This window comes from Bacillus sp. BC08 (assembly GCF_054326875.1).
This window is the reverse complement of sequence record NZ_JBTGPA010000031.1, coordinates 964066-988739: the sequence shown is the minus strand read 5'-3', so window position 1 is coordinate 988739 and position 24674 is coordinate 964066. Positions and strand designations below refer to the sequence as shown.

The following is a 24674-nucleotide window of genomic DNA, read 5'->3' as shown; positions in this document are numbered from 1 at the left end:
ACAAAGATAAGAGGTGCAAGATGACACATACGTATTATGAAGTAATTGATACACCTATTTCAATTGAAGAAGTTACAAACAAAGTAATTCGTCGTGAATGCGGCGCAGTTACTACTTTCATTGGTACTGTTAGAGAATTTACGAAAGGCCGTCGTACACTATATTTAGAGTATGTAGCATATAAAACAATGGCAGAAAAACAGCTTGAGAAAATTGGCACTGAAGTAGGAGAGAAGTGGCCTGGGACATATGTCGCTATTACACATCGCATTGGTACTTTACAAATTTCTGATTTGGCTGTTGTCGTTGCTGTTTCTACACCACACCGGAAAGCTGCCTATGAGGCGAACGAATATATTATGGAGCGTATAAAACAAATTGTTCCCATTTGGAAGAAAGAGTTTTGGGAAGATGGTGGGTCATGGATAGGCGATCAGTTAGAGAAAAAAGTATATGGTAATGGCGAGCCTAGAAAGGAGATGAGAATATGATTGAAGTACTATTATTTGCACATTTACAAGAAGAAGTAAGTAAGCCAGCATTACACATAGATTGTGAAAATATTACGGTTGCTGAACTAAAGAAAGTGCTCATTAAGAAATACAATGTAGCGATTTCAAGTGAGATCATGGTCGCTATCAATGAAGAGTATGCAAATGAGGATGACATCATTCAAACTGGCGATGTTATAGCAATTATTCCGCCAGTAAGTGGTGGTTGATTCTTTTCAGCCTAATCATGTTAGGACGTGATTAGGCTGGAGGGAATGAATATAACTATTCATACATAGGAGGGAACAGGATGAAAAGTCCTAATTTTCAATTAAGTTTACAAACTTCTAATCTAGTTATCGGTTTTATGGTATGGGTCATTTTATCATCATTAATGCCTTATATTAAAGCGGATATTCCATTAACTGCGGGACAAATTTCTATGGTAACAGCAGTACCGGTTATTTTAGGTTCTGTTCTTCGCATTCCAATTGGTTATTGGACAAATCGTTTTGGAGCAAGAAAATTATTCTTTATTAGTTTTATTCTATTATTATTTCCTGTCTTTTATATTAGTGTTGCCAATTCAATGATGGATTTAATTATTGGCGGATTATTTGTCGGAATCGGTGGCGCAGTATTCTCTGTAGGTGTAACTTCTTTACCGAAATACTTTCCGAAAGAGAGTCACGGTTTTGTAAATGGTATTTACGGTGTCGGTAACGCCGGAACAGCAATTACTTCGTTTTTAGCACCTGTCATTGCAACTTCAGTTGGCTGGAGAACGACAGTGCAGTGTTATTTAGTTTTACTTGCAGCTTTTGCACTTATGAACTTTTTATTAGGTGATCGTAAGGAGAAAAAGGTGAATACACCATTAATGGAACAAATAAAAGGTGTATATAAAAATGAAAAACTTTGGTTTCTATGTATCTTTTACTTTTTAACATTCGGATCATTTGTCGCATTTACAGTATACTTACCAAACTTTTTAGTATCTCACTTCGGATTAGAGAAAGTGGATGCAGGTATGCGGACAGCTGGATTCATCGTATTAGCAACAATGATGCGTCCAATTGGCGGTTGGCTAGGTGATAAATTTAACCCATTTAAAATATTAATCTTCGTATTTATTGGTTTAACACTTTCAGGTATTATTTTATCATTTATGCCTAGTATGAACGTGTATACATTTGGTTGCTTACTAGTAGCATTTTGTGCAGGGATTGGTAATGGTACAATCTTCAAACTCGTTCCAATGTACTTCTCAGAGCAAGCAGGGATTGTAAACGGACTCGTTTCAGCTTTAGGCGGACTAGGAGGGTTCTTCCCGCCGCTAATTTTAACTTTACTATTCCAACTAACAGGCCATTATGCAATTGGATTTATGGCATTATCAGAAGTCGCACTTGCTTGTTTAATCATTACAGTGTGGATGTATAGTCAAGAAAAGCTGTTAGTAATGTTAAAGAATCATTAATTAAGAAAAAGAACCATCCTAAAGTAATCTAGGATGGTTCTTTTAGTAATAGGCTTCAACTTGTTTTTTATTGATATCTTAACAAATGTTTGTTTTCTAAAATAATATGGTTTTAAAATGAAAAACAGAAGGGTGATGGAATTTTATGTTAAAATATAGATGTCAGATAGTATTCAATTAAAGATCAAGTTAGTTAAAGGGATTTTAAATCTATTCTAAAGATTGAGCTGATTTTTAACATACAAGTATTTAATTAAATCGGGGTGTTTAGATGAAAAAATTATATAAGTCCACTCAAGATAAACAAGTATCCGGTGTATTAGGTGGTTTAAGCGATAAGTATGGAATTGATGTTAGTATCCTTCGTATAGTAACTGCATTATCAGCTTTTTTTACTAGCGGATTTACAGTTTTACTTTATATAATAGCTGCAATTGTTTTGCCTACAGACAAAGAAATTAAACGATAAATGTATGAAATTAAATCGAATTCCACAATGGGGAACTTTAAAGGAACGAGTAGCTAAAGGTACTTCGCCTCTTACACGTTTAGCGTACTAGAAAGGGACTTTGCCTTTGTCGGAATATATCGAGAACGAAAATAATAACTTTTGAATGAAACGATGACTATTGATCGCTAACGAATCGATAAATAGTCGCTCCTTTCTAAAAGCTATCTATTAATATGTATAAAAATATATCAATAGCTTGAAATGTTCCGAAATTCAAAAAACATATAAAGGTATCTATAACAAGAAAAAACTGCATATTTTTTAGGACCAGATTTTTGGGTAAGGCTAATGGATATTGTGAAAAAGTACACTTAAAATAAAGAATACAGTTTAGGTTGATAAGATAAAATTATGAATTTATATAAATAATCCATAATTTTTTTTATGAGTCATATTTGATATGTTAAAGAAAAGAGAGGGGAGGGAAATGAAATGAGAATTTTTGATGCACATTTTCATATTATTGATTTTAATTTTCCGATTATTGAGAACCAAGGGTATTTTCCGCCCAACTTTATTGTAGAAGACTACCAGAATGAAACTCCTAATTTGAATGTAATTGGTGGAGCGATCGTATCTGGTTCTTTCCAAGGGTTTGATCAAGAATATTTATTAAAGGCACTAAAACAGCTGGGTTCAACATTTTGTGGCGTAACACAATTACCTTTTACAGTGACGGATGAAGAAATACTAAATTTAAATGAAAATGGGATAAAAGCATTACGATTTAATATTAAAAGAGGTGGTTCAGAAGATTTATCGAAGTTGGATTCCTTTGCTAGAAGAGTTCATAATTTAGTAGGATGGCATAGTGAGCTTTATATGGATGCAAAAGAGTTGCCCGAAATTGCATCCACTATAGAAAAGTTACCAGCTATATCAATTGATCATTTAGGGTTATCAGAAGAAGGTTTACCACATTTATTAAAACTAGTTGATAAAGGGGTACATGTGAAAGCTACTGGTTTTGGTCGTGTCGAATTAGATGTTGAGAATGCCTTAAAGTCGATTTATGAAGTTAACCCAGATGCACTTATGTTTGGAACAGATTTACCATCTACCAGAGCGAAAAGACCTTTTGAGTATGGAGATATCAAATTGATTCAACAGCTATTTGATGAACAAGCTACCGATAATATCCTGTATACGAATGCTTTTAAATGGTATTTTGGGTAGCGTCAGGGTCTACATTTGAATTAAATGTGTCCATATTTAGAAGGAGGTTTTAAATGTTTGTTTTTATTATATTAGACGTAATATTACCAATATTAATATTGATGCTAATTGGTGCAATCTTACAAAGAAAGTTCCAATTTAACTTAAAGCAGCTATCTACACTTATTACTTATTGCTTGATGCCAGCGGCTGTATTTGTGAATATATATGATATTAGTATAGAAACAGGTTTGTTGCTCCAGATAATATACTATTTAATGCTTTACAGTCTGAGTGTGATGATAGTAAGTCATTTCATTTCAAAAACATTAAAGTTAGAAAAAGGAGAAAGTGCAGCTCTAAAAAATAGCATTTCGTTAATGAATTCCGGTAATTATGGATTACCAGTAAGTCAATTGATTTTCAGTCACAACCCAGTGGGGGTTTCCATTCAAATTTTTATTGTTATTTTTCAGAATCTTTTAACTTATTCATATGGGATATATAACTTACTATCAGCGACAAAAACAATCGGAAGTATTATTCAATCATTTCTAAGACTGCCTGTATTTCATGCACTCATATTAGGGGTTCTCTTTCAATCTTTTACAATTCAAATACCTAATTCTATCTTTCTACCTCTTAATCAGCTTGCGAATAGTTTTGTTGCAATAGCACTCATATTGCTAGGAGCGCAATTATCCAATATTAAGCTTAATTTTTTCCATCGAGTCATAACATGGGCTTTAATTGGAAGATTATTGATGGGACCATTATTAGCACTTGCCATGATCTACCTACTAAACATTGATGGTATTGTCGCACAATCATTATTTATTGCAAGTTCTTTTCCTACTTCAAGAAATACATCAACCATTGCTATGGAGTATCAAATAGAGCCTGAACTACATGCACAAATCGTTTTATTTTCAACACTTTTCAGCATTATTACAGTAACTGTCGTTATTTATTTGTCATATATTTTGTTTTGAATATACGTTTAAAACTGAATAGATTTGAGGCGGTAAATGATGGACGGAAATCCCATCGATATAAGAGGAAAACAGTCTTTGATATATTAGGTGTCGTTTACAATTGTACCATGCCTGATAATCAAGCGGCTTAATTCAAAAAAGGAACCAATACAAAAAGAACAAACGCTTCTAAAGAACGTTTGTCCAAAGGGAATTACTATTTTAGCTGAAAAATAGATTATAATTTGTGGATACGAGAAAGCTTTTTTATAAGATTAGGAAATATAGATGTTAGTTCTTGCTTCAAACGCTTTGTAAACGATGGATCTTTACCTGAAGTTGAAATAGTGACAACATATTCATCATGTCGGATGACGCCAGGTGTGTGAAAAGATGATTCTGTACCATCACTTACAACGTTAACCCACTGGAAATCGTGGGCGGCCTGTTTGACCATCATATTTACAGCATGTTGATTTGTAGCTGCATAAATAAGGTGAGCATCTTTAATATCATCATTAGCAAAAGTTTTTTGCTTCCAAGTAACATAAGGAAGTTCTTTCATTTCCTCGCAAATTTCTGGGCTGATAACGGTGACAAAAGCGCCTGTATCCTTTAATCCATACGCTTTTCGATATGCAATTTTACCTCCACCAATAATAACGACCACTTTTTTATTTAGATTAAGCATAAGAGGGTGCATGTCATACATACACACATTCCTCCATTCGTTCTAACAACGTTAACTTCATATATGTATCAAACTGAAGACAGTTACAAGTCGTAACATAATCATATTTTTTTGTATGCAACTTAATTTTTTGAAGCAACAGCCCGGTAAAGAGAAGGTACGGCATGACATATACATGGGACGCAGTCGATGTTATAGTCTTCAACTCAGCAGTAAAAGAGGGTGTTCCTTTCGTTAAAAAGGAACATGTTACTGGCATACTGAGTTTTCGTTCGACAGTTGCTCCGATTTGGTGTAACTCATGTATCGGCTGTGGATCACTGCTACCTCGTCCAACGAGTAAAATACTACTACCTTGCATTGGCATAGCTTCACGTATTCTTTTTACGACAAGTTCCACCATATGTGGATGCGTACTAAAAGGAGGTACAATTGAAAATGTGATTTGTGGATATTTCTTTTGTAGTTGCTTTATTTCAAAAGGAATATCACGTTTATAGTGAGCTGCTGCAAATAATAAAACAGGTACAATCATTATTTCAGTTGCGCCCTTTAGTATCGTTTCTGTAACTGCATCCGAAATAGTAGGTGTTGTTAGTTCTAGAAAAGCTATTTTTTGAATCTTTTCGTTACGTTCTGTCATAACAGAATGAATAAAGTGAATGAATTGTTCATTACCTTCTTGCAAGCGACTCCCGTGTCCAACATATACAATACCTTTCATCGTACCACCAAATCTTTCTTCATAATCATGTCTTGTAATTGCTCATCTATATGATGAAATCCGACTTTATTTGCATAGTGTAAAGTTGGAATGTCGGTATACGAGAAGGGAAGAGTAAGAATATCGCTAAAGCCAAGTCGGTTTATTTCTGATAAAAATGTATCAATTGAGGCACGCCCATCAAACACAATGCTATCCCATGAGAATTCAGAAAGCATACGAGAATGGACTTCATCAAAACGATGATCAATAGTATACTCATGAGTCTTCATGTAGGAGCCAGCACCAATTTTCTCTTGTATAAAGGCAATTCGATTAATATTTCTGCCTAAATAAACAGTAGTATCGGAAGAGAACTCTGCTTGTTTACTTAGTAGCCCATATTGCATAAGTTTTTCTTGAGTGGTAACGTTCATATGCTGCAGCCTCGCCTGTAAAGAACGAATATCTTTTTGGTGTTTACTACATGATTTCATCAATATTTCTACACTTTCAGATGAACAAAAAACAAGGCGATTAACGTTAAAAATTTCATCGATTTGTTCAAGTGTTAATGTGTATTCTGCCTTTTTGAAAGTAGGAATTTGATATATTTCTGCACCGGATTCTTGTAACTGTTGCATCATTGAACTTGTTTTATTTGTTGCGGATGCAAATAAAACTTTTTTACCATGTAATGGTTTACGTTCTTTCCAAGCGATTTGAGCCCGTAAGGAAACGACATCACCAACAATTGTCATGGATGGATTTGAAATATTCGCGTTTTTGACGATAGTAACAATGGTTGAAAGTGTTCCTGTGACAACGCGCTGCTTTCCGGTTGTACCCCATTCAATGACGGCTACTGGTGTATCTTTTTTCTTTCCTGCTTGTAGTAAGTTTTCACAAATTGTAGGTAAGTTTTTTATACCCATGTAGTAGGCAATTGTGTCGCTATTGTGGGATGAATTATATTTTCCATGATCGGTTAAAGGACCTTTCGCATGCCCAGTTAGTAAAGTGACGCTATTACTGTAGTTACGGTGGGTGAGGGGAATACCTGCATAGCTACTAGCGGCGATGCTAGATGTAATACCTGGTACAATTTCATATGGAATGTTCGCTGCTGCTAAAGTTTCTGCTTCTTCACCAACACGGCCAAAAATAGATGGATCTCCGCCCTTTAATCGGACAACGGTTTTTCCTTCTTTCGCAAATTGAAGGAGGTGGGCGTTAATCATTTCTTGTCGCATAATATGATTCTTTGGCATTTTTCCGCAATAAATAAATTCACAAGTTGGTTTTGTATAGCTAAGGAAGCTAGGATTCAATAGGCGGTCATATAAAACAATATCTGCACGCTTTAAACAATCTATCGCTTTCTTTGTAATAAGCCCTTCATCACCTGGTCCTGCACCAACTAAATATACATATCCGTTCATAATCACACCTCATCAATTTTTATTTAAAAGGAAGCCAGAGGAGGCTTCCTTTCGTAAATTACATGTATATCCCGCATTAACGGGCAGTAAGACCCCACCTCAAAATTCAGCGAAAGCAAAGTAGTTATGTGGGGATCAACTGCCCGTAAAAGCCTGATTGGTTCAACTAATAATCAGCGGGGGATGAACCAGACCCCGCTGATTAAAGTTTCACTTTATATAAATGTCACCATCAATAACTTCTACTTCATACGTTTGAATACAGCCGTCATCAGGTTTTTGAACTTCACCTGTTATTAGTGAGATTTTCCAATCATGCAGTGGACAAAAGACGAATTCTCCAGATACAATTCCTTCTGCTAACGGTCCGTTTTTATGAGGACAACGATTTTCTACAGCTCGAATATCTCCATTTGAAAGGCGGAATAGGGCGATAGACATACCTTTCATTTGTACTTCTTTACCAATTTGAATAGGAAGGTCTTCCGCACGCATAACTTTTATTTTTTCTTTCGTTTGTATCATATAGATCACAGCTCCTTATTTCACAGTTTCTACTTCATACATCGCTTTTAATGACTTCGTTTCTAGTGCTTGTCCCCACGCTTCCGTATATGTGCTACGAGCTGTTTGGAAGCGTTCATTTAGCGTAGTCACCATACTTGCATCTTGTAGTATTTCTTTTATGTGATCGAAGCCTAAACGTTCTGTCCAGTAGGCAGTACGCTCTCCATAAATACCAGTTTCACGATAATATTGCATGTAAGCTGTAGCGATGCGAAGGACATCATCTTCAGTTGGGACAATCATTACAAAATCAGCTTCGCGTACTTCTGTACCACCATTTCCGCCAATATAAAGTTGGTATCCATTTTCGACACAAACAACGCCAAAATCTTTCGTTAGTACTTCCGCACAGTTACGAGGACAGCCCGTTACACCCATCTTCATTTTATGTGGTGTATCTACCATTTCTAATGATTGTTCAAGTAGCATACCAAGTCCTAATGAATCTTTCGTACCGAAACGGCAGAAGCGAGAACCAACACATGATTTTACATTACGAAGAGATTTTGAATACGCATATCCCGAAGTCATATGTAAGTCAGCCCATACGTTAGGTAAATCTTGTTTTTTAACACCATATAAGCCGATTCGACTCGCACCTGTAATTTTCACAAGAGGGACGTCATATTTTTTCGCAACTTCAGCAATTTTCATTAAATCATCTGCTGTTGTAACGCCACCGTACATACGTGGAATAACAGAGAATGTACCATCGTGCTGGATGTTACCGTTCATTCTTTCATTAACGAAACGAGATGATTTATCGTCTGCATATTCTTCTGGAATCGCCATACGTAAATAATAGTTCAAAGCAGGGCGACATTTTGAACAGCCGTCTTCATGTGCAAAACCAAGAACATTTCGTACTTCTTTTGGAGATTTTAAACCTTTCTCGTGAATGGCTGCTACGACTTCATCACGTGATAAAGTTGTACATCCGCACATACCAGTAGACTGCGCAGAAGCATCAAAAGCATCTCCAAGTGTATGAGATAAAACTTGTTCCACAAGCGGACGACATTTACCACAAGATCCTGCGGCTTTCGTGCATCCTTTTACTTCTTCAAAAGTAGTTAGCTCTTGCTCTAAAATGGCATGAACGATTGTACCTTTCGTAACACCATTACATCCACAAATCGTGTCATCCGCACTCATTGTAGCAACATCGAGTTCACTTTCTTCACCAGCTTTGTGAAGAAGGGAAGCGGCTGTATATTCTTGTATGTCTTCTTCTTTTTTTAACATGCTAAAGAGGCGTGTACCATCAGCTGTGTCACCATATAAAACGATACCGACGACTTTATTATCACGAATTAATACTTTTTTATAGGAACGTTTACATTCATCAAAGATTGAAATTGCTTTCGTCTGATCATCTTCATAAATTTGACCAGCAGAGAATAAATCACAACCAGCAACTTTTAATTGCGTACCGACGATACTGCCCGTATATCCATTCGATTGTAAATTTGTTATATGTTTCGCTAATATTGAGCCTTGTTCATAAAGAGGGGCAACAAGTCCATATGCGATACCATCATGTTCTGCGCATTCGCCAACTGCATATATGGATTCATCATTTGTTTGCATATAGTCATTGACTACAATTCCGCGATTGACAAGTAAACCAGCATCTTTTGCTATTTGCGTATTCGGGCGTATTCCGACAGCCATTACGATTAAATCACAGTCTACAACTTCACCATCTTCAAATTGAATGCCCTCAACATGGTCTATCCCAAGTATCTTTACAGTTTTCTTTTCCATGAGAAACTTCATGCCTTGTGCCTCTAAATCTTCACGCAATAGAGCGGCTGCTTTCGTATCTAGTTGTTGCTCCATTAAGCTAGGCATTAAATGAACAACATGCACGTCCATTCCTAAGTCAATAAGACCTCTTGCTGCTTCTAAACCAAGTAACCCACCACCAATGACAACGGCCTTTTTCTTTTCTTTAGCGGTATCGATCATAAATTGTGTATCTTCAATAGTCCGAAATCCTGTTACACCAGGAAGAGTGGAACCTTCAACAGGTAAAATAAAAGCACTAGAACCTGTTGCTATAATAAGTTTTTCATATGTAACAATACGATTCTTTTCTGTAATAATAATTTTTTCTTCTCTGTTAATACTTTGAACTCTTTCATTCGTATACAAAGTTATTTCGTTTTCTTCATACCAACTGTATTCATTCATAATGATATCTTGCATATTTGTTTTGCCTTGTAAAACATGAGAGAGCATAATGCGGTTGTAGTTTGGATGCGGTTCATCTCCAAAAATAGTAATCTCATATGAATCACTATCATGTTTTAATATTTCTTCCATACAGCGTATGCCCGCCATACCATTTCCGATCATCACTAAACGTTTTTTCATTTTCGTTTCCCCTTTTTATGTGAAATGTTGAACAAAGGATTATATTTCTATTATAGAAAATCAAAAAAGAGGGAGATGTGATATTTATCACACTTATATAATGATTCACAAATTGTTAAAATTCGGATTTGTGTGAGGGGGCGTGGATATTTTTCGTAAAATGAAAAAGCAGGACATAAGTATTTACACTCATGTCCTGCACTTAATTTATGCTTTTGTAATGGCACGTGGAAATAAAATATTATTTTCTAAATGAATATGCTCAAATAAATCAGACTCTAGAGCTTCAAGACGTTGATACACAAGTCGATAAGTGCCGCAAGCTCCTTCTGGAGGAGTAAAGTCATTTGTCACTTTACGAATCTCTTTTATAATATTTCCGGCATGATTGTGTTCATTTTCTAGTTCATCTACTACTTTACGTAACTTTGCATAGTTTTCATCAGTTGGATTTTGTTCAAACTCTAAAATTAATGGGAAATCTTCTGTTTCTTCTTTAATTAAATGCTGTTCTAATTCCATTTTAAGTTCATGAAACAGCCTATGAATTTGAGCTAAATGAGGCTGATTTGCTCCATGAACGCGTAATACTTTCGTCACATATGGACTTAACTGCGGTAACTCTTCATTTAAATAACGATGATGCTTATGAATTACATAATCAATCAATTCACGATAAGAAGCATTTTTCCAATCAATTTCAGATTCATTTAATCGTTTCGTATGATGATAAAGCGTATTTAACTCTGTAATTACTTCAGAAGCTGATAAATTTCTTTCATGAATTGCATCAATAAGTGGCTTATTACCACCACAACAAAAATCTATTCTATACGATTTAAAAAGATCACTAGCTTTCGGGAACTGTGTAACAATCTCACCAACAATTGAAGTTTCAGTAAATGTATGTTCCATATGAATGCCTCCATAAAGTTTTAATGTAGTATCTAAATTAAGAATAGCGATAAATGAAAATCAATGTGGTGATTGAAATCACTTATAATGTGTCAGTTTTGAGGATAATAGGAGTGACATTTACCGGAGGACATTATAGAACCGATAGCGAAGAATTTTTAAGTTAGGAAATTATTGAAAGGGAATTGTTATGATATAGATGGTTTACAAATTTATATTTTATCAATTTGAGTTCATTTTTAGATAGGAATTATATATTTTATAGGAGGTTTTTATGGAATTTGTTTATCATATGGTACCAGAAGAACTAAAAGGAGAATATTTAATCCCATTAAATGAATTGAAAAGGGTATATCCAAATTTATATGGTGAGTATATACAAAAATATAAAGATCATACTCAAAGAGAACACTTATTAACACGTAAAATACCAAAATTAGATTGTTTATGGAATGATGTCGTGCATTTTTTACCACTGCACCCTTATGAGATTCATAAAGTATTGTTGGAAATAGGAGTAAACATTCATACAAATAAACAGTTTTATAAAATTCCTATTAGCGCACTGAATGGTCAGTGTATGGCAATATACAAGTACTCCAAGCATAATTGGGGTGGACCAAATAGAGAATTAAAAGAATGTGAAATAGAACTCATCAACTTTAATGAATATAGAGAATTAAAGCAATTAAATATCTGCACAAAAGAATATTACAGAGAGGAATATGAAAAGGGTAGAAGATTCGGGATGTTTCACCTAATTCCACATGTTTTTGTCAAAGGAAAAGTGGAGGTGAAAAATATTGAAATCATTAATTGGAGTATCGCTCCAGTTAATGATTAATATTACAAGCATTTAAAAAAATAAGATGCCAATTTGAATTGATATATGGCTTACAAGAATGGAAGAGTACTAACTATACGTAATAGTAAAAAGAAGCTTACTAGAAGCTTCTTTTTACTATTATTATTCACATGCAACTCCATCGCCATCTCTATCTAGTTTCCGACTATATCCTGGTTGATCTCTATATAAAGGTGCTTTCCCGGCACTTTTAACTGCGGCACAGTTTGCGTAAGTTACATTACTATTGTTACTTGCAGCTGGTTGTGTTTGAGCTTGCTGTGCTTTTTTCTGTTCCTCTTGTTGTTTACGAGCCTGTTCATCAGCCTGACGTTTTTGCTCTTCTTGTTGTTTACGAGCTTGTTCATCAGCTAGACGTTTTTGCTCTTCTTGTTGTTTACGAGCCTGTTCATCAGCTAGACGTTTTTGCTCCTCTTGTTGTTTACGAGCTTGTTCATCAGCTAGACGTTTTTGTTCTTCTTGTTGTTTACGAGCTTGCTCTTCGGCTTGGCGTTTTTCATCCTCTTGCTTACGAGCTTGTTCTTCGGCTTGACGCTTCTCATCTTCTTGCTTTTGAGTTTTTTCGTCCGCTTCTTTCTTTTTATCATCTTTTTTCTCTATATTATTAGAAGCGACTTGTTTATTTGTTGCTGTCGTCTTTTTAGAAGAAGGAGCTGAAATACTTGATAATGCAACAAAAATGACAAATAAAATAGCAGTGATAATAAATTGTTTTTTTGCTACACCTGTCTTTTTAATTACGGATAAGATTGCTAGAACAAGGAAAAAGATAAATAAAATTAAACTTAAAGTAGCAAAAAAATCGATGACTGGGTGTTTAGATTTTGTAGTGCCCATTCCTATTAAGAGAATTGAAATCATAAAAAGAATAACAGTAGGACGACCATATTGTTTTGCTTTTCTATTTTTCTTAAAGAATGAAATGATACATAGTATTAAAAGAATAAAAGCAATAAAAAATAAAGCTGCACCAATATTACTCAAAATCGCCATTTTTATACCTCCATATGTAAGATTTTCACTATTGATTATATAGGAACTTATTGGATATTACACGATTTATATAAATTTAGAAAATTAGTATTTTTAATAGACTTATAAACATTTATTTTATATATAAGGAAAAATAGATGTATTTCCTATTACATTTTTGAAGTAAATTCATAAAGTATAATATATCGATTGAGAGGAGGGGTTTAAATGGAATTTCAATTATTGGTAACTTGTATATTACAAGAAGGTAATGCTTTCTTTTTAGTAACGAAAGTAGACGATGTTATTACGTTAAAAGTACCGATTACTGCGGGAGTAGCAGGTTTATTCTTAGCTTTAGGTGTACCAAGATGTTCTTAATTTAAATTTCTAGAGTAGAAGGGAAGGGATATACCTTTCTCTTTTACTCTTACATAATATGATTATGTAAACTAAAATATTGTTTTATAATAGCACGTTTAAAATGGACATGCATATACTATAATGTTTCATTGGATGTTATTGATGAAAGGTAGTTTTCACACGTGCATGTATTGATATTTATTTAGTTATGAAAATTAAAGAGGTGCTATTATATATGAAAAGAAGAACATTTGATATTCCAGTTACATTGCGAAGAGAGTGGTTTTTAATAGAATTAGCCCATTTAACGAAAAAATATGGAATTGAAATTGCAACTAGCAAAATGGAAGCTGCACCGTTTTTAAGAGATCAAGTTACGGAATCAAAAATAGGATCAGGGCTCCAATACGATAAATATGATGATGAGTATATCATTGATTTATAAGAAAGAAGCTGCGTATAAAAGGTTATGATATAGACCTTTTATACGCAGCTTTTTTAGTTAGAAATATGTTGAGAAATTTTTAATGAGCTTAATAGGAAAAGGAATGAATACATGTTGAGAGAATAACGTTTCATAAGAAAGGACAGTTACTATTTTTTTACCTAAAAAATAAGTAAGAAATAACTAGAGTAAAAATAGTACTTCCTTTCAAAAAAGGGGGAATGTTAATGAGGATTTTGAAAAGGTGTATGTTATTACTTCTCGCATTTTTTATTATGACTCCGATGGCTGTTAGTACGAAGGTAGAGGCGGAGGAAGTAAAAGAAATTAAAACAGGATTTCCAGATAAAGAAGTAGCTACACCTGGAGAATGGTTTTTAGGTCAAAAACCTGCAAATTATGATGAGAATAAACCTCCAATTCTTTTTGTACAAGGAAGGAATGGGAATGCTGATAGTTGGTATGGAAAGACAGTGTATCACGATATAAATGATATGTATGATTATGCTTTGAAAGCAGGCTATCAAACAGTATTTATACAATTATATGATGCTGCTGGAAAAGGATCAGCTAGTCAATGGGACAACGGAAAATTGTTAGCACAAAAATTAGAAGAAATATATAATCATTTCGGTAAAAAAGTTAATATTGTAGCACATAGTAAAGGCGGTATCGATACACAGGCTGCGTTAGTAGGATATGGTGCAAATCGATTTGTCGGAAATGTTATTACGCTTGCGACGCCACATCATGGATCAAACTTAGCGGATTTATCCTATAGTTGGTGGGCAGGATGGCTTGCTTCTATTTTAGGTCAAAAAGATGATGGTACGTATTCATTACAAATGGGGGAAATGGCAAAATTTCGTTCAACGATTGATAATAATCCAGCAGCTAAATTAAACCGTTACTATACGGCTACCGGGACTAGCTGGGGACCAGTATTTTCTGCTTTATCTATGGGCGGGTTCTATTTGTCATCATACGGTTCAAATGATGGATTAGTAAATGAGTGGAGTGCTAAGTTACCGTATGGAACGCATTTATTTACAGATTCCAGATTTGATCATGATAATATACGAAAAGGATCAGCTGTTTTCGCGCGAATTGAACCACATTTACGTACAGCAAATGTAGCCGTACCAGCTTTAGTAGCCTCCAGCACTAGTTCAAATGAAAATATAGAACAATTAAATACAACTTCAAATCAAAATATTTTAGGCGGAGAATTGCCACAAAATCAGTGGATAGAGCAAACCGTTACAGTTGATAAAAAGGCAGAAGGAATCGTTTCTATATTAACTGCTTCTTCTGATGTAGAAGTACAAATGATATCACCAAAAGGAAAAATGTATACAAATAAAGATAGCGTTATAACTACTGGTGAAGGTGAATCTTTCTTTGGTGGTGCGACAATTAGAACATTTAAATTTGATAAAATGGATGTAGGAGAATGGAAAGTTAAAATGATGGCGAAGCAGTCGAAAGATGCATATTTAGTTGTAAGCGATTACGATAGCGGTGCGCCATTTGTTCTTCAAATGCCTACAAAAGTTAAAGTGAATAAATCTGAGTATAAACTGAAAAAATCACCTGTGGCACCTGAAATGAAAGGGGATCTTTCCATAACAGTAAGAGTAGTTAATAAAGAAGGAAAACTAGTCTCTGAATATAATGAATTACAAAATGTTAATAATACTGCATTTACTGGTGCTTTAAAGGACATAAAGCAACCAGGAGTATACAACGTTACGATGGATATAAAAGGGATGAATAAAGAAGGACAACCATACAATCGTACAATTGTTAAGTCGGTTTATGTGGAGAAGTAAGAAAGAATGAGGGATTTTTAATATAAAAAGTACCGAACTTTTGTAATAGAAGAGTTCGGTGTTTTTTCATGTTTATTAAATTAACAGAAAAAGCATAATGGGAATCAAAAGAACACTATCCAATAAAAAAAGATGCTGAAATAGCATCTAAATGTGGAGAAGATTATTAACTTAGTTTTATAACTGTTAATTCAACTGCATTGATACCATTATCACAAGTTGCAATACTTTGACGATTAAAACCACTATTATTTTTCAGTTGAAGAGTTGAATTAGCGGTAACTGTAACGAGCGTTTCGCCTGTTAGTTGAAGGCATTCGTTATTTGATGAAGTATTCATTTGAAAAGCAAAGTCACCTTGACTATTAGCAAGTGGATTGTCATTTAGAAATATAGTCATGACTGGAATATGTGGAAACACAGGATTTACAGTAGTGTTAATCGTTGAAATGAAAGAAACTCTATAATCACCCGCTTGACTAAATTGTATAGTAGTAGGATTTAGTAAGGAAACTCCTCCTGCTATAGGGCCAACGTGATTAAACGGAAAAGGATCTCCAAAAGGAACAGTTATAAACTCTGTTTGCCAAAAAGTGCCGTATGCCGGACAGCTTTTTTTACAGGAACTAGAAGAGGAATTGCATGAGCATTTTTTATATGAGCTAGAAGAAGATTTACATGAACATTTTTTATTGGAGTTTGAAGAATGATAGTACGAACCCAATATATTACCTCCTATTATGAATGAAGTGTATACTCATAGTATTTTATGCCTGTCTTATATAAAAGGTGATAGATTTGGAGTATAAAGTGCTAATACGATGAAATATAGTAATAGAATAGAAGTTGTAACCATTTTGGAGAAGAAAAGGTTAATGATTTGGTGAAAAAATCAGTGGAATATCTTGAAAGATTGAAGTCAAGCGGGAACATACATTTTACTTTCACATGTAAAAATAAAACCAGTAGTCTCAGTTGCAATGATGTGATCGTTTAAGCGAATGCCTGCAATTTGAAACGTTTGTATATTAGAGTTTACGGTTGTTTTCCTTTATTTACGTAGTGGGGCAGGAAGAAGACGAAAAGTATCGAATGAATGTACATATGTAGCATTGTTTGCTTTTGGTGTGAATAGTAGTAAAAGATACGGTGAAATATTTTAAACGGTAACAGAAGAGCGATTAAATAATAGAGGGAGCAACTTACATGGAAAATATATTAAAGGTATCTTCAAAATCAAAACCAAATTCAGTGGCAGGTGCAATTGCAGGTGTACTAAGAACAAGTGGAAATGTAGAAATTCAGGCGATTGGGGCGGGTTCTTTAAATCAGGCAATTAAAGCAATTGCGATCGCAAGAGGGTTTGTTGCTCCAAGTGGTATTGACTTAGCCTTTGTTCCAGCGTTTCAAGAGGTTACTATTAATGATCAAGAAAGAACGGCGATTAAATTAATTATTGGTCCTAGAAAGAAAAGGTAACTGCAGTAATACAGTATTGAAATGATATTTGATATAACAAACAAAAAGTGTCACAAATGCTTATAACCTAGGCATTTGTGACACTTTTTTTGTTTTATTTAAAATGAAATGGATAACCTTAAAACTGCTCATTCTTCTCCCAAGATTCAACGATATAGACCTATAAACCTTGTAATATCGTTGTATGGGCTGAAAAGGATGGATGGCTAAACCTTGGCGGTGAGCAATGGATTAAAAATGATCCATCTTATGTGAATTTTAGTAAGAAAAGCACGGTGGATTCTTCTATTGTAGGGAAGCGTGTTGTTTCAAAAGTTAACAATCTACGATTCTATAATGCTCCATCTTGGCAGGATAAAGATGTTGTGGGTTCTGTAGATGTGGGATTAGGATTTACTATTGATACAAAAGTAAGTGTCAATGGATCGTCACAATATAAAGTACACAACAGCAATGGTAAAACATACTATGTAACAGCTAATGAAGCCTATGTGTATGTGAAATAGAAAAAAGAATAGACCGCCTGTAATAGGTGGTCTAATGTTATTTATTTACAATTAATATACTTTGAAAGGAATTGTTAATTTTCATTTAGCATAGTCTCTAATTTATCTAATTCAATAAGTAGAGGGTCGTCAAAACTTTTTACGAGACCGGTATCAGTATAGGCTCTCACCGCGCCTTTAATTCGACGAGATTCTAATCCGTCATTAGTATAATTGTTATTTTGCAGATAATTAGCTAAAAGATTTAATCGTTTTAGTAAATCTTCATAGAATGGATCTTCTTTTTCTTTTTGTTTATTTTTTGTAATTTCAATTACTATCTCGATTTGACTTAATAGTACATTTGCATTTTTAGACATATATATATTTTCCTCCTATTTACCTGGAATTTCTCTAACTTCTTTGATCCATTCTGATGGATATCCGAATGGTAATAATACTTGGTCTTCATCACCTTTAAATATTGTTCCAGACCTAGTTGTTTGTTTTTCAGCTCGTCCTATTTGTAATATTGTACCTTCCGGGGCTTGTATTACCGCTTCATATTGTCGAGTGTTTTTCCATTCAGGTAATAACGCTAAATCTATTTTTGTTTGAATTTTGTTCGGCGCAGGAACTGTAGTAACAAATGTTCCGTTTGGTTTAGCTTGTCCACCATATGCTCGGTAAAAATTGATATCTTCTGTTGTTTTTACTGTTCTATAATTACCATCTTTAAATGTTGCACCAAGAGTTCCAGGTAGGTTTTGTTTTTCAACCGCTATTACTTTATCTTCAATACGAGTGGAGTATTGTGTAGCATTTCTTAGCTTTTCAGCTTTTTTAACAGTATTAGCAGCTTCAACTGCATTTGCAGTCATTTTTACCCCTTTTCCAACTTTGGCAATTTTTCCAACTGGTGTAAGACCAGCTACAGCCATTCCTCCAGCGAAAATTCTTTCCCAAGTGGAAAGTTTTTCTCCAGTTGATGGATCAATACCGTTCCAAGCGTGTCGGATATACGTATTCATTTCGCTGATAATTCTCTAAGGAAAATGGATATAAAACGTAAAATATCAATCTTAAGTAATAATTTCAAAGGGGAAATAGATAGTGGGAAGAGTATGGGAAAATAAATAAAGGCGACTTCATGTAGAAGTCAGCCAATTAAATTATTACAATTCTTTATTTTTTTCTTTTTTAAATTCTTTTTGTTTGTCGAGCCAAATATGAATTAAATTTACTAATTCAATCGTTTCTATCTCGCAAAATGCACCTTTATCATCTTCGGCCAAATTGTCTAAAACGGTAGTTGTATCTTTTCGAATTTCTAAACCACAAATATTGCCGTTTACTTCCCCGTAATCCTTTTCTCCGTTTAAAACACTATGTATTTCTTCTAAAATCCAATCTCCAAAAGCGGAAACTTCAACATATACAAAGGTTCCGACAAGTTCAATTTCCTTTGGTAATCTCATGATTAATACGTCATTATCAAGCACTTCAAAACTATATTCATATTTCATTTCTAATATACTCCCTTAAATTTATTGAAAATAGAGTTTATTCTTTTGGAAAAGCAGAGATAATTTTCCCATTGCTATCTATATACATGGTTATCTCTATACCATCTGAACCTACTCCTTTGTATGTATTACCGATTATATGCCTTTTAGTATTGTATGCTTCATTGACATTATCTACAATCTTTTGTGAGTTCCATTCTTTAGGGAAAAATGTGGAGAACCCTCCATTTGCAGTCTTAGGAGTTCCATTTACTTCTATTTTAGCTTTATAGATGCCCTGATCATTTACTATTTCTTCTGTTCCTCTAATAATTTTCCCAGGTGTATTTTCTAATGCTTCAGAATGATAACCAACTGCCTTACCACTTCTATTTATTTCACCTTCTAGGATATGTTTAAGTCCATTTGGTTTGAAGTTTTCTGTTCCTTGTAGACTAGAAATGGCTTCCTGATTAGAAAGTGGTGGCGTATGATTTTCTTCAAAAGAATTACTCTTTCCAGGACTCCCTTCACCTTTAGCAAACTGATAAGTTGATAGTTTTTCTTCGGCTTGTCTAAAAGTAGTATTGTCAAATACAGATTTGATACCATTACTACCCGCAAAAGCAAAGTTGTCACCTTTATTAAATAATTGACCAGCTTTTGATATACCTTGAGAAAATTTGGCACCTTGCGCTAGTTTTGTAGCTTTACTGACCCCTTTATCTCCAAGAAGACCTAATCCAATTTGTGTTAATGCATACGATCCCCATCTTGCACGTGTTTCTGCATCCCCATTTATCACATCTTTATTAAAAGAGTCGGATAACGCATCCCACATAGCTGGCAAAGCTTCATCTAAATGGGTGACAGTGTAGCCCATGCCTTTCCAAGTTTCCCAGTCACCTAATGCCTTTATACCGTCGATTGTATCTCCAACAGCATCTCCCGCACCATCTACTATACCATCCCAAACTTTTCCTAGGAAAGATTTTTCAGATGCTTTACTAGATGTAGTTTTTTTTTGAGTAGTTATATCTTGATTATCCGTAAAGCGGAATTTTTCAGCAATTCTCTTTAATTCTTCTTCAACATGCACAAGTGCATTAATAGCTGTGAATGCAGATGGTCTTGCATTGTTAAACATTTGAACGAAATTTTGATTCGATGCACCTGTCCATTGAAAACACATGTAATCAATTTGATTGCATAAATTATTATGTATGGATTCTAATGCATGCTTAGTATCATTAGCCCGTTTTGCAATTTGTTCTAGTTCTTCAGGTGTAATTTTTATTTGAACCATTTTCTTCCTCACTCTCCCGATTAAAATTATGAGGCAAGAAGAAAAAATGTAAATATAGAAAATTCACATTATATTAAGGGGCACTTAAGAGGGGAATTTTAATCATATGAATAAATTCAAAGCGCACTCTACTGAGTCGATTTTGTTGCTACGATATTTTAAATTTACTTTTAGCTAATGCTTTTAATATAGGAAAAAACAGATAAAAAAATAAAATAGGCCTAAGTTATTTAGGTTTGTTTTATTTTGTGGGGGTACCCACGAACCTACCCACAATTCACCCACAAAATAAAAAAAGTGATGAATCACTATGAAACATCACTTTTATAAAACTTTGATAAATCAACGTTTTTGGTACTCTTTAAAACTTTATGAATTCAGAGGATATATTCCGCACGCAAATTCAACAATGGGAACGGTAATGGCTATTTATCAAAATGATTATAATTCAAGATTTATCGTAGAAATTTATGTTAAAAGAATTGTTTTAAATTAGAATTCAAGCTAATACAGTTTAATTAAAAGGTTATTATTTGCTCACAAATAATATAAAAACATGTGAAAAAATACGAAATCCCCCTTTGAATTAGAATATAATATAACAAATGAAAAGCGTCGCAAATGCTTGTATAACAGGCACTTGTGACGCTTTTATAGTTTTATTTAATAAAAATAAACAACCTTAAAACTGCTCATTCTTCTCCCAAGATTCCACAATATAATGTGCAATCGTCGGGTTGAATCCTTTCCCAACTAAAAACATAATCGCAGCAACTTCTGTTAAAGCATGTTTGTGAGAGGTATGTTTTGCTTCATTTAAACCGTAATCTACCCAAGGTTTTACGAAATCTAGTACAGGTTTCTTTAAAGGTAAAAACTGTGTACCGACAACTTGTTGAATTTGTTGTTGTGTTGGTTCTGTAATTGGTCCAGGCGGTAAGATTTGAGGCTGTGTGATATCAAATGTTGGTCCTGGTGGTAAGATTTGCGGTTGTGTAATATCAAGTGTTGGTCCCGGTGATAAAATTTGTGGTTGTGTCGGATCAATTGTTTGTGGTGCCGGTGGTGAAACACGCGCGCCATAGTTTGGTTGATACATTTGCGGCTGGTGTTGCGGCTGAGTTGCGTATGGATTTTGTTGATATTGTTGTTCTTGATTTTGTGGTGTTGCATATGGATTTTGTTGATATTGTTGCTCTTGATTTTGCGGTGCTGCATATGGGTTTTGAGGGTAATCATAATTTGGACGTGCGTCGTATGCGTTTTGATCATATTGTTGCTCTTGATTTTGCGGTGTTTCGTATGGATTTTGATCATATTGTTGCTCTTGTTCTTCATATTGCTCTGTGTATCTTTGGTCCTGTTGCTGAGGGTAAAATGGTTGTTGTGGATAAGGCGGTTGATTATTATAGAACATATTTATTCCTCCTTCATGATGATGCTTACCACTCAGTGTATGGGCGGACAAGAAAATATGTGATGAAAAAATGCGGGCGTGTTACAATAAGTAACTGGGTGAAGATAAAATGACAAAACAAGAAAAGATTCAAAAAACAATTACTTTTGTAAAACATATTTTAGAAAAAGATGCGAGTGGGCATGATTGGTATCATATTGAACGCGTACATAAACTGGCGATTTCTTTATCCGAGCAAGAAGGAGGAAATCGTTTTATAATTGAAATGGCAGCATTACTTCACGATGTGGCAGATGAGAAGTTAAATGAAAGTGAAGAAGCAGGAATGAAAAAAGTTTCTGATTGGTTAGAAGAATTACTTGTGGAAGAAGAGGAAAGTAAACATGTTCTTCATATCATTGCCAATATGTCTTATAAAGGTGGTCATGGCGGTAAAGTGGAGTCACTTGAAGGGGCGCTTGTTCAAGATGCGGATCGCTTAGACGCACTTGGAGCGATTGGAATAGCTCGCACATTTGCGTATGGTGGAGCGAAAGGGAGATTAATGTATGATCCAACTATTCCTCCGCGTGAAGTGATGACGAAAGATGAATATAGAAAAAATAACGATCCATCTTTAAATCATTTTTATGAAAAACTTTTGAAACTAAAAGACTTAATGAACACGAACGCAGCAAAACAAGAGGCTGAAGTTCGTCATCGTTATATGGAACAGTTTATTGAACAATTTATGAAAGAGTGGAATGCACAAATATGAAAATGTTAACTGTGGAAAACTTATCGAAATCATACGGGGAAAAACCGTTATTTGATGGATTATCATGTAGTATTACAGAAGGACAACGTGTCGGAATTATTGGTGTAAATGGTACTGGTAAATCGACATTATTAAAAATTATTGCAGGTTTAGAAACTCCTGATACAGGTGATATGACGCATTCACGTGGTTATACAATTAGTTATTTATCACAGCAACCAGAGTTTGATGAAAAACTAACAGTATTAGAGCAAGTGTTCCATGGTGATACACCTTTAATTCGTCTTCTTCGTGATTATGAACAATCGTTATTAAATATCGAAAAAGATCCAAGTAATGAAAAAGTACAGGAACAATTATTTGCAGTGCAGCAACGTATGGATGCGATGAGTGCATGGGAAGCAAATGCGAATGCAAAATCGTTATTAACGAAATTAGGAATTATTGATTTCACAGCAACTGTTGGAAACCTATCTGGTGGACAGAAAAAACGTATTGCAATGGCGCAATGTTTTATTGAAACACCTGATTTATTAATTTTGGATGAGCCTACGAACCATCTTGACCATGAGACAGTTGAATGGTTGGAAGAATATTTAGCAAGATATAATGGTGCCGTATTACTTGTAACCCATGATCGTTATTTCTTAGATCGTGTGACGAATCGTATTTTTGAATTAGACAATGGTAAACTATATAGTTACGAAGGAAACTATAGTACATTTTTAGAAGCGAAAGCACTTCGTGAAGAACAAGAAATTGCGCAAGAATCAAAACGTCAAAATTTATACCGCCGCGAACTAGCATGGATTCGACGTGGTGCAAAAGCTCGTTCGACAAAGCAAAAAGCACGTATTCAACGATTTGATGAGTTAAAAGGTCAAGAAGGACCAGCTGCAAAACAGTCAGTTGATATTGCGCTTAGCGGGAGTCGCCTTGGCAAAAAAGTACTTGAGTTAAAAGATGTAACGAAAAAGTTCGGTGATAAAACGGTATTATACAACTTTAATCATATAGTGAAGCCGGGCGATCGCATCGGGATTATCGGAGCGAATGGAAGCGGAAAATCTTCTCTATTAAATATGCTTGCAGGGAAGTTAGCTCCTGATAGTGGTGAAGTTGAAGTAGGGCAAACTGTAAAAGTTGCTTATTATACGCAAGAAAATGAAGAGATGAATTTAAATCAGCGTATGATTGAATACATTAAAGAGATTGCAGAAGTTATTCATACGACAGATGGAAAAGTAATTGGTGCATCTCAAATGTTAGAACGTTTCTTATTCCCGACGCATTCACATGGTACACCACTTGGTAAACTATCTGGTGGTGAAAGAAGACGTTTATTTTTATTACGTATTTTAATGGGAGAACCAAACGTACTATTACTTGATGAACCTACGAATGACCTAGATACACAAACCTTAACAGTGCTGGAAGATTATTTAGAAGATTTCCCAGGTGTCGTTTTAACTGTATCGCATGACCGTTACTTCTTAGATAAAGTAGTAGATGAATTATTCATCTTTAGTGGCGGAGGCGAAGTGCGTGAATTCCTAGGTAGTTATACGGACTTTTTAGAAATGGAAAAGACGAAAGAACTGATTGAGAAGGCGGAAGTTCAAAAAGAGAAAAAAGTGGTAGAAGAAGCGCCGAAACAACAACGTAAACGTAAACTTTCATACAATGAGCAGCGTGAATGGGAAACAATCGAAGATACAATTGCCGAACTAGAAGAGAAAATTGAGTCAATTGGAGAAGAACTTGCGAAAGTTGGATCTGATTTCACAAAGGCACAAGAATTATCTGAAGCACAGCAGAAAACAGAAGAAGAGTTAGAAAAAACGATGGAAAGATGGAGTGAACTATCAGACATCGTTGAAGGATTAAAATAAAAACAAGCTGCATATATTGAAAAGTAAAGAGAAAAACTTTACACTATT

General features: G+C 34.6%; 25 protein-coding genes and 2 pseudogenes. 14 read left to right on the top strand and 13 right to left on the bottom strand.

The window, feature by feature from the left end:
* Nucleotides 1–20: 20 nt before the first annotated feature.
* The 6 genes from ACXVYO_RS15590 (at nucleotide 21) to ACXVYO_RS15565 (ending at nucleotide 4629) form a co-directional block, all read left to right on the top strand.
* On the top strand, nucleotides 21–491 hold the full coding sequence (locus tag ACXVYO_RS15590; protein WP_458467712.1) for a molybdenum cofactor biosynthesis protein MoaE: 471 nt from the start codon (nucleotides 21–23) through the stop codon (nucleotides 489–491).
* A complete protein-coding gene (gene moaD, locus ACXVYO_RS15585) occupies nucleotides 488–721 on the top strand; it encodes a molybdopterin converting factor subunit 1 (protein ID WP_458467711.1) in 234 nt (77 codons plus the stop codon). The genes ACXVYO_RS15590 and moaD overlap by 4 nt, the downstream gene beginning before the upstream one ends.
* An 80-nt stretch (nucleotides 722–801) precedes the next feature.
* Nucleotides 802–1971, top strand: coding sequence for a nitrate transporter NarK (gene narK / locus ACXVYO_RS15580; protein WP_000841867.1), 1170 nt, complete (start codon nucleotides 802–804; stop codon nucleotides 1969–1971).
* Between the two features lie 271 nt (nucleotides 1972–2242).
* Nucleotides 2243–2440 carry a PspC domain-containing protein gene (locus ACXVYO_RS15575; RefSeq protein WP_064473971.1) on the top strand — a complete coding sequence of 66 codons (198 nt, stop codon included), beginning with the start codon at nucleotides 2243–2245 and terminating at the stop codon, nucleotides 2438–2440.
* A gap of 474 nt (nucleotides 2441–2914) precedes the next feature.
* The gene (locus tag ACXVYO_RS15570) at nucleotides 2915–3658 is read left to right on the top strand and encodes an amidohydrolase family protein (RefSeq protein WP_458467710.1); all 744 of its coding nucleotides are present in this window, start codon (nucleotides 2915–2917) and stop codon (nucleotides 3656–3658) included.
* Between the two features lie 53 nt (nucleotides 3659–3711).
* Nucleotides 3712–4629 (top strand): AEC family transporter, encoded by a 918-nt coding sequence (locus tag ACXVYO_RS15565; RefSeq protein ID WP_000497512.1) that lies wholly within the window; start codon nucleotides 3712–3714, stop codon nucleotides 4627–4629.
* 220 nt (nucleotides 4630–4849) lie between these two features.
* On the opposite strand, the gene ACXVYO_RS15560 is transcribed toward ACXVYO_RS15565, so the two are convergent.
* The 6 genes from ACXVYO_RS15560 to ric all read right to left on the bottom strand — a co-directional run bounded on the left by ACXVYO_RS15560 (nucleotide 4850) and on the right by ric (nucleotide 11308).
* Nucleotides 4850–5323, bottom strand: a complete 474-nt coding sequence (locus tag ACXVYO_RS15560) for a precorrin-2 dehydrogenase (RefSeq protein WP_458467709.1) — start codon at nucleotides 5321–5323, stop codon at nucleotides 4850–4852.
* Nucleotides 5316–6026 (bottom strand): sirohydrochlorin chelatase, encoded by a 711-nt coding sequence (locus tag ACXVYO_RS15555; protein WP_458467708.1) that lies wholly within the window; start codon nucleotides 6024–6026, stop codon nucleotides 5316–5318. The genes ACXVYO_RS15560 and ACXVYO_RS15555 overlap by 8 nt, the downstream gene beginning before the upstream one ends.
* A complete protein-coding gene (locus tag ACXVYO_RS15550; RefSeq protein WP_458467707.1) occupies nucleotides 6023–7447 on the bottom strand; it encodes a uroporphyrin-III C-methyltransferase in 1425 nt (474 codons plus the stop codon). Before ACXVYO_RS15550 ends, ACXVYO_RS15555 begins: the two co-directional genes overlap by 4 nt.
* Nucleotides 7448–7657: 210 nt before the next feature.
* Nucleotides 7658–7972, bottom strand: coding sequence for a nitrite reductase small subunit NirD (nirD, locus tag ACXVYO_RS15545; protein WP_201033706.1), 315 nt, complete (start codon nucleotides 7970–7972; stop codon nucleotides 7658–7660).
* A gap of 15 nt (nucleotides 7973–7987) precedes the next feature.
* A complete protein-coding gene (gene nirB, locus ACXVYO_RS15540; RefSeq protein WP_458467706.1) occupies nucleotides 7988–10393 on the bottom strand; it encodes an NADPH-nitrite reductase large subunit in 2406 nt (801 codons plus the stop codon).
* A 207-nt stretch (nucleotides 10394–10600) separates the two neighbouring features.
* A complete protein-coding gene (gene ric / locus ACXVYO_RS15535; protein WP_458467705.1) occupies nucleotides 10601–11308 on the bottom strand; it encodes an iron-sulfur cluster repair di-iron protein in 708 nt (235 codons plus the stop codon).
* Nucleotides 11309–11582: 274 nt separating this feature from the next.
* Between ric and ACXVYO_RS15530 the strand changes: the two genes are divergently transcribed.
* On the top strand, nucleotides 11583–12152 hold the full coding sequence (locus ACXVYO_RS15530; protein ID WP_458467704.1) for a group-specific protein: 570 nt from the start codon (nucleotides 11583–11585) through the stop codon (nucleotides 12150–12152).
* Between the two features lie 123 nt (nucleotides 12153–12275).
* On the opposite strand, the gene ACXVYO_RS15525 is transcribed toward ACXVYO_RS15530, so the two are convergent.
* Nucleotides 12276–13166 (bottom strand): excalibur calcium-binding domain-containing protein, encoded by an 891-nt coding sequence (locus ACXVYO_RS15525; RefSeq protein ID WP_458467703.1) that lies wholly within the window; start codon nucleotides 13164–13166, stop codon nucleotides 12276–12278.
* Nucleotides 13167–13373: 207 nt separating this feature from the next.
* On the opposite strand from ACXVYO_RS15525, the gene exsG reads away from it, so the two are divergent.
* The 3 genes from exsG to ACXVYO_RS15510 all read left to right on the top strand — a co-directional run bounded on the left by exsG (nucleotide 13374) and on the right by ACXVYO_RS15510 (nucleotide 15785).
* Nucleotides 13374–13526: an exosporium protein ExsG gene (exsG, locus tag ACXVYO_RS15520; protein ID WP_000395678.1), complete on the top strand. Its 153-nt coding sequence runs from the start codon at nucleotides 13374–13376 to the stop codon at nucleotides 13524–13526.
* Between the two features lie 217 nt (nucleotides 13527–13743).
* Nucleotides 13744–13953: a hypothetical protein gene (locus tag ACXVYO_RS15515; protein WP_046959276.1), complete on the top strand. Its 210-nt coding sequence runs from the start codon at nucleotides 13744–13746 to the stop codon at nucleotides 13951–13953.
* 248 nt (nucleotides 13954–14201) lie between these two features.
* The gene (locus tag ACXVYO_RS15510; RefSeq protein WP_458467803.1) at nucleotides 14202–15785 is read left to right on the top strand and encodes an esterase/lipase family protein; all 1584 of its coding nucleotides are present in this window, start codon (nucleotides 14202–14204) and stop codon (nucleotides 15783–15785) included.
* Nucleotides 15786–15951: 166 nt separating this feature from the next.
* Here ACXVYO_RS15510 and ACXVYO_RS15505 read toward each other — a convergent pair whose 3' ends face one another.
* On the bottom strand, nucleotides 15952–16509 hold the full coding sequence (locus tag ACXVYO_RS15505) for a preprotein translocase (protein WP_458467702.1): 558 nt from the start codon (nucleotides 16507–16509) through the stop codon (nucleotides 15952–15954).
* 482 nt (nucleotides 16510–16991) lie between these two features.
* Here ACXVYO_RS15505 and spoVS point away from each other — a divergent pair, with 482 nt between their 5' ends.
* Entirely contained in the window at nucleotides 16992–17264 is a 273-nt protein-coding gene (spoVS, locus tag ACXVYO_RS15500) for a stage V sporulation protein SpoVS (RefSeq protein ID WP_061678591.1), read from the top strand.
* Between the two features lie 182 nt (nucleotides 17265–17446).
* A pseudogene (locus ACXVYO_RS15495) lies at nucleotides 17447–17770 on the top strand (N-acetylmuramoyl-L-alanine amidase); the annotation flags it as partial.
* A gap of 74 nt (nucleotides 17771–17844) precedes the next feature.
* Here ACXVYO_RS15495 and ACXVYO_RS15490 read toward each other — a convergent pair.
* From ACXVYO_RS15490 to ACXVYO_RS15470, 5 genes and pseudogenes are all read right to left on the bottom strand, one after another.
* Nucleotides 17845–18129: a hypothetical protein gene (locus ACXVYO_RS15490; RefSeq protein WP_242255463.1), complete on the bottom strand. Its 285-nt coding sequence runs from the start codon at nucleotides 18127–18129 to the stop codon at nucleotides 17845–17847.
* 15 nt (nucleotides 18130–18144) lie between these two features.
* Nucleotides 18145–18768 (bottom strand): annotated as a pseudogene (locus tag ACXVYO_RS15485) (pre-toxin TG domain-containing protein); the annotation flags it as partial.
* 156 nt (nucleotides 18769–18924) lie between these two features.
* Complete coding sequence (locus ACXVYO_RS15480; protein ID WP_000873112.1) at nucleotides 18925–19275, bottom strand: hypothetical protein; 351 nt, start codon at nucleotides 19273–19275, stop codon at nucleotides 18925–18927.
* A 37-nt stretch (nucleotides 19276–19312) separates the two neighbouring features.
* Nucleotides 19313–20560 carry a WXG100 family type VII secretion target gene (locus tag ACXVYO_RS15475; protein ID WP_458467701.1) on the bottom strand — a complete coding sequence of 416 codons (1248 nt, stop codon included), beginning with the start codon at nucleotides 20558–20560 and terminating at the stop codon, nucleotides 19313–19315.
* Nucleotides 20561–21242: 682 nt separating this feature from the next.
* Nucleotides 21243–21977: a hypothetical protein gene (locus ACXVYO_RS15470; protein ID WP_458467700.1), complete on the bottom strand. Its 735-nt coding sequence runs from the start codon at nucleotides 21975–21977 to the stop codon at nucleotides 21243–21245.
* 109 nt (nucleotides 21978–22086) lie between these two features.
* On the opposite strand from ACXVYO_RS15470, the gene ACXVYO_RS15465 reads away from it, so the two are divergent.
* Both ACXVYO_RS15465 and ACXVYO_RS15460 read left to right on the top strand, forming a co-directional pair.
* The gene (locus tag ACXVYO_RS15465; protein WP_458467699.1) at nucleotides 22087–22734 is read left to right on the top strand and encodes an HD domain-containing protein; all 648 of its coding nucleotides are present in this window, start codon (nucleotides 22087–22089) and stop codon (nucleotides 22732–22734) included.
* On the top strand, nucleotides 22731–24626 hold the full coding sequence (locus tag ACXVYO_RS15460; protein WP_458467698.1) for an ABC-F family ATP-binding cassette domain-containing protein: 1896 nt from the start codon (nucleotides 22731–22733) through the stop codon (nucleotides 24624–24626). The genes ACXVYO_RS15465 and ACXVYO_RS15460 overlap by 4 nt, the downstream gene beginning before the upstream one ends.
* Nucleotides 24627–24674 lie beyond the last annotated feature (48 nt).

What these genes read in the sequence shown, in the direction of transcription:
- ACXVYO_RS15590 (WP_458467712.1), top strand. Translation starts at nt 21, where the DNA reads ATGACACATACGTATTATGAAGTAATTGATACACCTATTTCAATTGAA.
- moaD (WP_458467711.1), top strand. Translation starts at nt 488, where the DNA reads ATGATTGAAGTACTATTATTTGCACATTTACAAGAAGAAGTAAGTAAG.
- narK (WP_000841867.1), top strand. Translation starts at nt 802, where the DNA reads ATGAAAAGTCCTAATTTTCAATTAAGTTTACAAACTTCTAATCTAGTT.
- ACXVYO_RS15575 (WP_064473971.1), top strand. Translation starts at nt 2,243, where the DNA reads ATGAAAAAATTATATAAGTCCACTCAAGATAAACAAGTATCCGGTGTA.
- ACXVYO_RS15570 (WP_458467710.1), top strand. Translation starts at nt 2,915, where the DNA reads ATGAGAATTTTTGATGCACATTTTCATATTATTGATTTTAATTTTCCG.
- ACXVYO_RS15565 (WP_000497512.1), top strand. Translation starts at nt 3,712, where the DNA reads ATGTTTGTTTTTATTATATTAGACGTAATATTACCAATATTAATATTG.
- ACXVYO_RS15560 (WP_458467709.1), bottom strand. Translation starts at nt 5,323, where the DNA reads ATGTATGACATGCACCCTCTTATGCTTAATCTAAATAAAAAAGTGGTC.
- ACXVYO_RS15555 (WP_458467708.1), bottom strand. Translation starts at nt 6,026, where the DNA reads ATGAAAGGTATTGTATATGTTGGACACGGGAGTCGCTTGCAAGAAGGT.
- ACXVYO_RS15550 (WP_458467707.1), bottom strand. Translation starts at nt 7,447, where the DNA reads ATGAACGGATATGTATATTTAGTTGGTGCAGGACCAGGTGATGAAGGG.
- nirD (WP_201033706.1), bottom strand. Translation starts at nt 7,972, where the DNA reads ATGATACAAACGAAAGAAAAAATAAAAGTTATGCGTGCGGAAGACCTT.
- nirB (WP_458467706.1), bottom strand. Translation starts at nt 10,393, where the DNA reads ATGAAAAAACGTTTAGTGATGATCGGAAATGGTATGGCGGGCATACGC.
- ric (WP_458467705.1), bottom strand. Translation starts at nt 11,308, where the DNA reads ATGGAACATACATTTACTGAAACTTCAATTGTTGGTGAGATTGTTACA.
- ACXVYO_RS15530 (WP_458467704.1), top strand. Translation starts at nt 11,583, where the DNA reads ATGGAATTTGTTTATCATATGGTACCAGAAGAACTAAAAGGAGAATAT.
- ACXVYO_RS15525 (WP_458467703.1), bottom strand. Translation starts at nt 13,166, where the DNA reads ATGGCGATTTTGAGTAATATTGGTGCAGCTTTATTTTTTATTGCTTTT.
- exsG (WP_000395678.1), top strand. Translation starts at nt 13,374, where the DNA reads ATGGAATTTCAATTATTGGTAACTTGTATATTACAAGAAGGTAATGCT.
- ACXVYO_RS15515 (WP_046959276.1), top strand. Translation starts at nt 13,744, where the DNA reads ATGAAAAGAAGAACATTTGATATTCCAGTTACATTGCGAAGAGAGTGG.
- ACXVYO_RS15510 (WP_458467803.1), top strand. Translation starts at nt 14,202, where the DNA reads ATGTTATTACTTCTCGCATTTTTTATTATGACTCCGATGGCTGTTAGT.
- spoVS (WP_061678591.1), top strand. Translation starts at nt 16,992, where the DNA reads ATGGAAAATATATTAAAGGTATCTTCAAAATCAAAACCAAATTCAGTG.
- ACXVYO_RS15490 (WP_242255463.1), bottom strand. Translation starts at nt 18,129, where the DNA reads ATGTCTAAAAATGCAAATGTACTATTAAGTCAAATCGAGATAGTAATT.
- ACXVYO_RS15480 (WP_000873112.1), bottom strand. Translation starts at nt 19,275, where the DNA reads ATGAAATATGAATATAGTTTTGAAGTGCTTGATAATGACGTATTAATC.
- ACXVYO_RS15475 (WP_458467701.1), bottom strand. Translation starts at nt 20,560, where the DNA reads ATGGTTCAAATAAAAATTACACCTGAAGAACTAGAACAAATTGCAAAA.
- ACXVYO_RS15470 (WP_458467700.1), bottom strand. Translation starts at nt 21,977, where the DNA reads ATGTTCTATAATAATCAACCGCCTTATCCACAACAACCATTTTACCCT.
- ACXVYO_RS15465 (WP_458467699.1), top strand. Translation starts at nt 22,087, where the DNA reads ATGACAAAACAAGAAAAGATTCAAAAAACAATTACTTTTGTAAAACAT.
- ACXVYO_RS15460 (WP_458467698.1), top strand. Translation starts at nt 22,731, where the DNA reads ATGAAAATGTTAACTGTGGAAAACTTATCGAAATCATACGGGGAAAAA.